The sequence below is a fragment of the Geobacillus sp. ZGt-1 genome, assembly GCF_001026865.1.
GTDB classification, from domain to species: domain Bacteria; phylum Bacillota; class Bacilli; order Bacillales; family Anoxybacillaceae; genus Geobacillus; species Geobacillus thermoleovorans.
The window spans coordinates 1-479 of the sequence record NZ_LDPD01000105.1; the positions used below are offsets into that span (position 1 = coordinate 1).

Genomic DNA, 479 nt, shown 5'->3' on the forward strand with positions numbered 1-479 from the left:
AACAATTTAACAAAATACTTGAATATTTAAATATTAATCTTATTTATATAAACCAATTAGTTTCCTTTCCAGTTTACAAGATGATTGAGTTAATAATGAATTGTAAAGTAGATTACCTGTTCTTTATACATGATTTCTTCTGTGTTTGCCCAAGCTATAATCTAATTAACTTTAAGGGAAAGTACTGTTTTGCGGAAACCAATAGTTCTATATGCCAAAAGTGTGTTGCTTCTAGGTTAGCGACAGAAGAGGTAGTAAATCTTAAGGGAACTAATCTTGACATTGTGGAATGGAGAACAAAGTTTTTGAAATTATTAACGGGTGCCAAACAAGTTTTAGCACCAAGTAAAAGTACTAAAGATATTGTGCAAAAATATTATAGTCAAATAGATATAAAAGTAAGAGAGCATAAATTAGATTTAGATTTAGAAAATACCTTTGATGAAAAAAATGTTCTAAATCATGAATTGAATATTGCT

1 pseudogene is annotated in these 479 nt (G+C 27.8%); it reads left to right on the forward strand.

The window, feature by feature from the left end:
* Positions 1–80: 80 nt before the first annotated feature.
* Positions 81–479: pseudogene (locus VU18_RS20895) on the forward strand (hypothetical protein); the annotation flags it as partial.